Annotated in this window: 6 protein-coding genes; 5 read left to right on the forward strand and 1 reads right to left on the reverse strand. The window is 66.7% G+C overall.

Annotated features, from left to right (window positions below; genetic code table 11):
- Positions 1 to 884 (reverse strand): ABC transporter substrate-binding protein (locus ELR45_RS39590; protein ID WP_240760229.1); only part of this gene is annotated, 884 nt, incomplete at its 3' end.
- A gap of 923 nt (positions 885 to 1,807) precedes the next feature.
- Here ELR45_RS39590 and ELR45_RS29595 point away from each other — a divergent pair.
- The 5 genes from ELR45_RS29595 (at position 1,808) to ELR45_RS29615 (ending at position 8,154) form a co-directional block, all read left to right on the forward strand.
- Complete coding sequence (locus ELR45_RS29595) at positions 1,808 to 2,338, forward strand: (2Fe-2S)-binding protein (RefSeq protein WP_129669508.1); 531 nt, start codon at positions 1,808 to 1,810, stop codon at positions 2,336 to 2,338.
- Positions 2,335 to 4,740 carry a xanthine dehydrogenase family protein molybdopterin-binding subunit gene (locus ELR45_RS29600; protein ID WP_129669509.1) on the forward strand — a complete coding sequence of 802 codons (2,406 nt, stop codon included), beginning with the start codon at positions 2,335 to 2,337 and terminating at the stop codon, positions 4,738 to 4,740. The genes ELR45_RS29595 and ELR45_RS29600 overlap by 4 nt, the downstream gene beginning before the upstream one ends.
- On the forward strand, positions 4,737 to 5,591 hold the full coding sequence (locus ELR45_RS29605) for an FAD binding domain-containing protein (RefSeq protein ID WP_129669510.1): 855 nt from the start codon (positions 4,737 to 4,739) through the stop codon (positions 5,589 to 5,591). The genes ELR45_RS29600 and ELR45_RS29605 overlap by 4 nt, the downstream gene beginning before the upstream one ends.
- A 103-nt stretch (positions 5,592 to 5,694) precedes the next feature.
- Entirely contained in the window at positions 5,695 to 6,393 is a 699-nt protein-coding gene (locus ELR45_RS29610) for an SRPBCC family protein (RefSeq protein WP_129669511.1), read from the forward strand.
- A gap of 252 nt (positions 6,394 to 6,645) precedes the next feature.
- On the forward strand, positions 6,646 to 8,154 hold the full coding sequence (locus ELR45_RS29615; protein WP_129669512.1) for an ankyrin repeat domain-containing protein: 1,509 nt from the start codon (positions 6,646 to 6,648) through the stop codon (positions 8,152 to 8,154).
- The last annotated feature ends 27 nt before the right edge of the window (positions 8,155 to 8,181 follow it).

An 8,181-nucleotide genomic window follows, 5' to 3' on the forward strand; every position in this document is an offset into this window, starting at 1 on the left:
GGCTCCATCGTGGTGAGCATCGGGATCGTGTACCACTGACCGTTGCGTACCCGGGCGATGGTGGCGTTCTCCGATGCGTTCACCACCCTGGCCGTGACGAAGTCCAGGTTGGTCTGCGAGAGCAGGTCCACCTGGTCCGCCAGGAGCGCGTTCGTCCGTGCTTGCTGGTCGGCAATGGTGAAGAAGGCGATGCTGTCGAGCGTCGGTTCCCCTTCCCAGTACGCGTCGTTCGCGACGACGCGACCCCGCCCTGCGGCGGTGAATGAGTCGAGCTTGAACGGGCCCGTGCCTATCCCCGTCGCACCGGCCTCGTCGCCGCTTCCGTCCGGAACGACGTAGCAGTTGTATCCGGTGAAGAGACTGGGGAGCTCGGCGTTGGGCGAGGTGAGCTCGATGACTAAGGTGCGCTCGTCCGTGGCGGTCACGCCGTTCGGCTCCATCAGCGGAGCCAGCACGCCCTGCTGCGGCGACGCGAGATCGGGGTCGAGCAGCCGGCGGATCGTGTAAACGGCGTCATGAGCCGTGCATGGCCGGCCGTCGTGGAAGCTCACACCGTCGCGGATGCGGAACGTCCAGCGCATGGCGTCCGCGCTGAAGTCCCATTCCTCGGCCAGATCCGGCGCGACCTGCCCGTCCCGGTCAACGCGGGTGAGGCGGTTGTACAGGGCACCGAGGTACTCGTACGCGGAGAGCGAGCTGGCGGGATCGAGCGTTTCGGCGTTCGAGGCCGGTGGGCGGGCGATGCGCAGTTCACCGCCGGCTCGCGCCGAACCGGTACGGGCCTGTTCTGGTAGGACCGTCGTGGCTGGTCCCGATGTCGAACAACCCGTCATGGCGGCAGCTGCCAGGCCGATTCCACCTGCCAGCAAGGTTCGCCGAGTCATGGGAGAGCCCGTCGCTGAAGGGCGTCGCACGCGAACTCCTGTGGGTAGGGATCATGGGCACCGCGCTCGCTGCCACCCACAGCCTGGGCTTCGTTGCCCGTTCCGACGGCACATCGCACCCACCGACATCTACGGCCGTCATCTCAGCGCGGTTCATCAGCACCCCGCGCACGTCGCCTGTCATCACTCGACGTGCGGTTCCTAGCTGGAGCGCCTTAATCGTTCGCTTGAACGATTAGCGTCACGTACGTTAGCGGCACACTCCAGTACGGACAACCCGGCGGCACGCACCGGACCCGGACGCGGGCAGCACAATCGCAGGCTGCGCAGGCGGTTTACGTGACTATCGATAAGTCCGCATTATGAGATAGCGAATGCCCGCCGACGACGGGACCACACCCGCAGAGGGATTCAGAGCAGGACGCGCAACGTCTCGGCGGGCCCGACGAAACGATGGTCCGCGACGCATCGCACGTCGACGTGCTCCACCGACCCAGACGTACTGGCGAGGCGACCCCGCGTGGTCACAGTCGCAGGCAGCCCGCATTCAGGGCAGTCGAAAAGCATCGTGTTACTCCTCGCGGCGAGGCGATGTCGCGCCTCCCTTGCCGCGAGCCTGATACCGATACATCAGCATCGATGGTGACTTCACACCACACGTCATGGTGCCGCACCTCTGACCTTGATCGCCAGTCGCGACCGTCCCGGAACCAGACCCGTGAGACTCCAGTTCCGGCGAACCCCTTGCGGTGGACGCCGCGGTCGACTTTGCTGGTGTCCTACAAGCGCGCACCGGGATCTGGACGCCGTCAGGCGCAACATGATCGCGATCACGAGGAGGTGAGGCGCGCTGCGGCGCCGATCGATGCGCACATCAGAGGGCTGGCATGCCTGACCGGCCCCATGCGTACGCGGGAGGGCCCATGACCCACATATCCATGACGGTCGACGGCGTCCGGTACGACGACGACGTCGAACCCCGCACTCTCCTCGTCCACCACCTCCGGGACAAGCTCGGCAAGATCGGGACCGTCGTCGGCTGCGACACCAGCAACTGCGGCGCCTGTACCGTCCTGATGGGCGGCAACAGCGTGAAGAGTTGCACGGTCCTCGCCGTGCAAGCCAGCGGCATGGACATCACCACCGTCGAGGGCCTGGCCGGCCGCGACGGCGAGATGCACCCCGTACAGCAGGCGTTCCATGAGACACACGCGCTGCAGTGCGGCTATTGCACGCCCGGCATGATCATGTCCGCGGTCGATCTGCTGGCTGAGAACCCAGATCCCACCGACGCCGAGATCCGGGACGGCCTCGAGGGCAACCTGTGCCGGTGCACCGGTTACCAGAACATCGTCAAGGCCGTCCGGGAGGCGGGCGAGACGATGCGCACGGCCAGGCATGCGACACCAGAGACGGCTTCGGCTCATGCGACCCGGGACGAGGTGACGACATGACCGTGACCGAGGACCGCTCCGGCGCCGAAGTCGGACGTGAGCGTCTACGCAAGGAAGACGCCCGGCTGATCACCGGCCGGACGATGTGGACCGAGAACATCAGCCTTCCCGGCATGCTCCACCTGGGGATCCTGCGGAGCCCGATGGCACACGCCCGGATCACCCACGTGGATGTGGGCCCGGCGCTAGAGATGTCCGGTGTCGTCGAGGCATTCAGCGGGCGAGACATCGCCGACATGCAGGGAGCCATGCCGTGCGTCTGGCCCGTGACTGAAGACACGGTCCTGCCGGACTATCCACCACTCGCCGTCGACGAGGTCCGGCACACCGGTGAGCCCGTGGCCGTCGTGGCCGCCCGGGACCACGCCACCGCGATGGACGCGCTGGAGGCCATCGAGATCGACTACGAACCGCTGCCGGTGGTGCTCGACATGGAGGAGGCACTCGCTGACGGCGCGCCGCTGGTCCACGCGGACACGGGCACCAACAAGTGCTACACGTGGGTGCTCGACTCCGCAGAGGCCGGCACGGGGGACGACGTCGCGCAGGCAGAAGCGGACGCCGAGATCGTCATCAACCGCCGCTACATCCAGCAGCGGCTGATCCCCGCCTTCATGGAGCCGCGCAGCGTCGTCGTCGATCCCACAGGCGAGCAGATCACCATGTGGTCCGCCACCCAGGTGCCGCACATCCTCCGCCTGCTGCTCGCCATGTCCACCGGAGTCCCCGAACAGAAGATCCGGGTGATCGCCCCGGACGTAGGCGGCGGTTTCGGCGGCAAGCTGCAGGTCACGCCAGAAGAGTTCATCGCCTTCGCCGCCGCGCGGCGATTCGGCCGGCCGGTCAAGTACGTGGAGTCACGCTCCGAGACGATGCTCTCCGGCCATCACGGCCGCGACCAGATCCAGGACGTCACGCTGTGTGCCCGTCGCGACGGAACGGTCACCGGCATCTCCGTGAAGCTGCTGGCCAACATGGGCGCCTACCTCGGCATCATCACTCCTGGCATACCGATCCTCGGTGCGTTCATGTACGGCGGCATCTACAAGTTCCCCGCCTACCGGTTCGAGTGCAGCGGGGTGTTCACCAACACGACCAAGACGGACGCCTACCGCGGTGCTGGCCGCCCGGAGGCGACGTTCGCGCTCGAACGAGCCATGGACGACCTCGCAGACGAACTCGGCATGGATGCGATGGAGGTGCGCCGTCGCAGCTGGATCAACCACGACGAGTTCCCGTACACAACGTCGGCCGGGCTGACCTACGATTCCGGCAACTACGAGGCCGCCACCGAGAAGGCGATGGAGCTCTTCGGATACAACGAGCTCCGCCGCGAGCAGGCATCCCGCCGGGAATCCGGTGACCCGGTCCAGCTCGGCATCGGTATCTCCACTTACACCGAGATGTGCGGCCTAGCGCCGTCGCGTATTCTCGGCCAGCTCCGGTATGGCGCCGGCGGCTGGGAGACCGCATCGGTACGGATGCTGCCGACCGGCAAGGTCGAGGTGATCACCGGAACCTCGCCACACGGCCAGGGACATGAGACCGCATGGAGTCAGATCGCGGCCGACCGACTCGGAGTGCCGTTCGACGACGTCGAGGTTCTGCACGGTGACACCCGCACGTCGCACAAGGGCCTGGACACCTACGGATCTCGTTCCCTCGCCGTGGGTGGAATCGCCCTGGTCAACGCCTGCCAGAAGGTGGTCGACAAGGCCAAGCCGATCGCCGCGCATCTCCTCGAGTGCGACCCGGCAGATCTGGAGTTCGTCGACGGCCAATACCGGGTCAAGGGAACACCCGGAGCGGGCAAGACGCTGGCGGACTGTGCATTGGCGGTCTTCACGTCGCACGACATGCCGGACGGCGTCGAGTCCAGTCTGGACGCCGACGCCACGTTCGACCCGGAGAACTTCTCCTACCCGCACGGCACCCATCTGTGCGCCACCGAGGTGGACACCGAGACGGGTCGCGTCACCATCCGTTCGTACGTCGCCGTCGACGACGTCGGCCGGGTGGTCAACCCGATGATCGTCGAGGGTCAGGTGCACGGTGGCGTGGCGCAGGGCATCGCCCAGGCGTTGTTCGAGGAAGCCGTTTACGACGCCGACGGCAACCTGCTGACCGGCACGTTCGTCGACTACACGATCCCCAGCAGCGCCGACCTGCCGGACATCGTCACCGATCGGACCGAGACTCCAGCGCCGGGGCATCCACTCGGCAGCAAGGGTGTCGGCGAGGCCGGCACCATCGCCTCGACTCCGGCCGTCGTCAACTCCGTTGTCGACGCATTGCGCCACCTCGGCGTCTCCGATGTGCGGATGCCGTGCACGCCGGAGCGGGTCTGGCAGGCGATCCGAAGTGCCCAGGACGGAGCACAGGAAGGTGGTGCGCGGCTATGATCCCGACCGCGTTCGACTACAGCCGTCCCACCGGAGTCGACGAGGCAGTACACGCCCTGACAGACGGTGGTGAGGACGCCAAGGTTCTCGCCGGCGGGCAGAGCCTGATCCCGATGCTGAGGCTGCGTTTCGCAGCCCCGAGCATGCTGGTCGACCTGGGTAGCGTCGACGAGATGCGGGGTGTCCGCGACGACGGAGATGCGCTCGTCATCGGCGCCATGACCACGCATGCCGAGGTCCTGGACGATCCGCTGATCCGAGCACAAGCACCGCTGATCGCGCAGGCCACGGCGACGGTAGCGGACAGGCAAGTACGGCACATGGGCACCTTCGGCGGTTCGCTCGCGCATGCGGACCCGGCCGGGGACATGCCCAGCGTCGCGACCGCGCTGGACGCCACATTCGAGATCGCCGGCCCTTCCGGCCGTCGTTCGGTGCCGGCGTCGGAGTTCTTCGTCGACTACCTGACCAGTGCGCTCGAACCAGACGAGATTCTGGTCTCGGTGCGAGTGCCAAAACTCGCCGGCTGGGGTACCCACTACGAAAAGTTCAACCGGGTAGCGCAGGCATGGGCTCTGGTCGGCGTCGCGGTGGCGATCCGGCGGTCCAACGGAACCATCGACGAAGCCCGGGTCGCCTTGACCAACATGAGCTCCACTCCGGTTCGGGCACACGGCGTTGAAGAGGCGCTCGTGGGCGCACCGGCCACGGACGAGTCGATGGCAGCCGCGGGTCAGCATGCCGCGGAGGGCACCGAGCCGACCAGCGACGTGTCTGCCTCCGCGGACTATCGGACTCATCTGGCCACGGTGCTCACCCGCCGGGCACTGGGAACGGCAGCCGGCATCTGATGTCGCAATGAGCCCGGGCAGCCCTCGCGTCGGAGGCGTCGGCACGAGTGCCGTGCGCAGTGCACCACACTGACGCTTGGGCTGCCCGCAAAGGAGGAGGACCATGCAACTTGATCACCAGTTCACCGTCCCCGTACCGGTCGACGACGCGTGGAAGGCCCTGCTCGACGTGCCGCGTGTGGCGCCCTGCATGCCCGGCGCCACCCTCGACGAGTTCGACGGCGAGACCTTCTCCGGCTCGGTCAAGGTCAAGCTCGGGCCGATCAACCTCCTTTACAAGGGCCATGGCCGGTTCGCAGAGACCGATGAGGCGGGTCATCGCCTGGTCATGGAAGCGTCGGGCAAGGAAAGCCGGGGCTCAGGTACCGCCGCCGCGACCGTCACCGCCACCATGGAGGCCGAAGGCGACACGACAAAGGTGAACGTGACGACCGATCTGAAGATCACCGGACGCCCGGCGCAATTCGGGCGCGGAATGATCAACGATGTCGGCGCCAAGCTGCTCGGCCAGTTCTCTGACTGCCTGGCAACCACGCTCGGCGCTTCGCAAGCGGCGGCCGAGCCGAGCACCGCGACCGACAACACGAGCACCGCGGCTGAGAGCACGACGAGCGCCACGGGTCAGCAGCCGCCATCCGAGCCCCGGGCCGCGGCCGACGAGGCCAACATCGAGGTCGAGCCGATCGATCTGCTTCAGATCACCGGCACCCAGGCAGCGATACGCCGCTACGGTCCGTACGCCGCGGCAGGTGCCGTGCTCGCCATCGTGTTCTGGCTCGTCGTCCGCCGACGACGGCACTAGGTGGTGCTGCCAGGCGCGAATACCTGCGCAATTTCCATGCGGTCGACCGCAACGGTCACGTCGTCGCCGACGGCCTCCGGCTTTGTCTCAGTGACACGTCCGCCGCTCCTGCGATAGCCTGGTAGCGGCTGCTAGGAAGCCACCGGTCCGCGGGAAGGGCTAAGCCCGCCTGGATATGTGCCAATGTGACATCGGCAATGCACTCCTTTCGACCTGAAGACGCGGACATCAGGCAGACGGAAGGAGAGTGCCATGCCGGCCATTTCGCTCCCTGCTCATCCCAGTCTCGAATACCTCCGCAACGAGGCACGCGCTCTACAGCGAGTGGTCCGCGCCGGAGATCGTTCGGCCTTGACTCGCATCCAGCGTCATCATCCCGATCAGACCTCCAGCGACGACGTGACGTCAGACCACCTCCGGCAGTTCCCGCTCAGCGCCGCACAGCTCGTCGTCGCGCGTGAGCATGGCTTCACCAGCTGGCCGCGGATGAAAGCGTACGTGGACATGGTCGCCGAACACGGCTGGTCCACAGCAGAACAGCCGCCCGACGGAGCCACCGACGATTTCTGCCGCCTCGCCTGCCTCGACTACACCGATGACGATCCAGCACGGTGGGCACAGGCCAGGAATCTGCTGGCAGCACACCCGGAGCTGGTGGACGCGGACGTGTGGGCGGCCAGTACCGCCGGCCGGCCACATGCCGTCGAACGCCTGCTCGACGCCGATCCATCGCTCGCCCAAGCTCGCGGTGGACCGTACCCGTGGCGGCCGCTGTTTTATCTTGCGTATTCGCGTCTTGACCCCGATGTGCCCGCCGACAACGTGCTGGCCGTCGCTCGGATGCTGCTCGATGCCGGAGCCGATCCGAACGAAGGCTATCTGTGGAACGGCCGGCCCTATCCGTTCACCGTACTGACCGGCGTTTTCGGCGAAGGCGAACAGGGACCGATGCGGCAGCCCCGGCACCCGCATTCGATCGCTCTGGCCCGTCTTCTCCTCGACGCGGGCGCGGATCCGAACGACAGCCAAGCCCTGTACAACCGCATGTTCCGACCGGACAACGACCATCTGGAGCTGCTCTTCGAATACGGCCTAGGCCACGGCGACGGCGGGCCGTGGAAAGCACGGATGAACGACCTCATCGGCTCTCCGTCCGAGCTACTGCGCTCCCAGCTTCGTTGGGCGGTCGAGCACGGGTACTCGGATCGGGTACAGCTCCTGATTCGGCACGGCGTCGATGTCCACGCCGCCTACGACGACGGCCGGAGCCCACTTGACCTAGCGGTACTCAATGGCTTCCCTACGACTACCGCACAACTCCGTTCGGCCGGCGCGTCCGCTACGGACCTAGAACCGACCGACCAGCTGATGGGTGCCATGCTGCGGGCCGATCATGAAGAGGTCGAGCGGCTGCGGGCTCAACACCCAGGCGCGGTCGAGACGCTTCTCCAAGCGCGTCCCGGGCTCGTCGTCTGGGCCGCCGCCAATGGACGTTCCGACACGGTGAGGCTGCTCATCGAGCTCGGGTTCGACGTCAACGCGTACAGCCGTGGCGACGCACCGGAGGAGCAGCCATGGGAGACCGCCTTGCACCGTGCTGCCTTCGATGGAGACCTGGCGATGGTCCAGCTCTTGATCTCGCTGGGCGCGGATGCGCAGGCTCACGATCAACGGTTCGACGCGACGCCTCTCGGCTGGGCGCAATACGCGGGCCATGAGGCTGTCGTCCAAGTCCTCGCCGACATCACCGCGAACGGGTGACTCAGAGACCCCTGCGATGGAGCGTGC

This window comes from Phytoactinopolyspora endophytica (assembly GCF_004138495.1).
Classification (GTDB): Bacteria; Actinomycetota; Actinomycetes; order Jiangellales; family Jiangellaceae; genus Phytoactinopolyspora; species Phytoactinopolyspora endophytica.

Bases quoted from the DNA above. Each gene is read 5' to 3' on its own strand.
- ELR45_RS29595 (WP_129669508.1), top strand. From the start codon at position 1,808: ATGACCCACATATCCATGACGGTCGACGGCGTCCGGTACGACGACGAC.
- ELR45_RS29600 (WP_129669509.1), top strand. From the start codon at position 2,335: ATGACCGTGACCGAGGACCGCTCCGGCGCCGAAGTCGGACGTGAGCGT.
- ELR45_RS29605 (WP_129669510.1), top strand. From the start codon at position 4,737: ATGATCCCGACCGCGTTCGACTACAGCCGTCCCACCGGAGTCGACGAG.
- ELR45_RS29610 (WP_129669511.1), top strand. From the start codon at position 5,695: ATGCAACTTGATCACCAGTTCACCGTCCCCGTACCGGTCGACGACGCG.
- ELR45_RS29615 (WP_129669512.1), top strand. From the start codon at position 6,646: ATGCCGGCCATTTCGCTCCCTGCTCATCCCAGTCTCGAATACCTCCGC.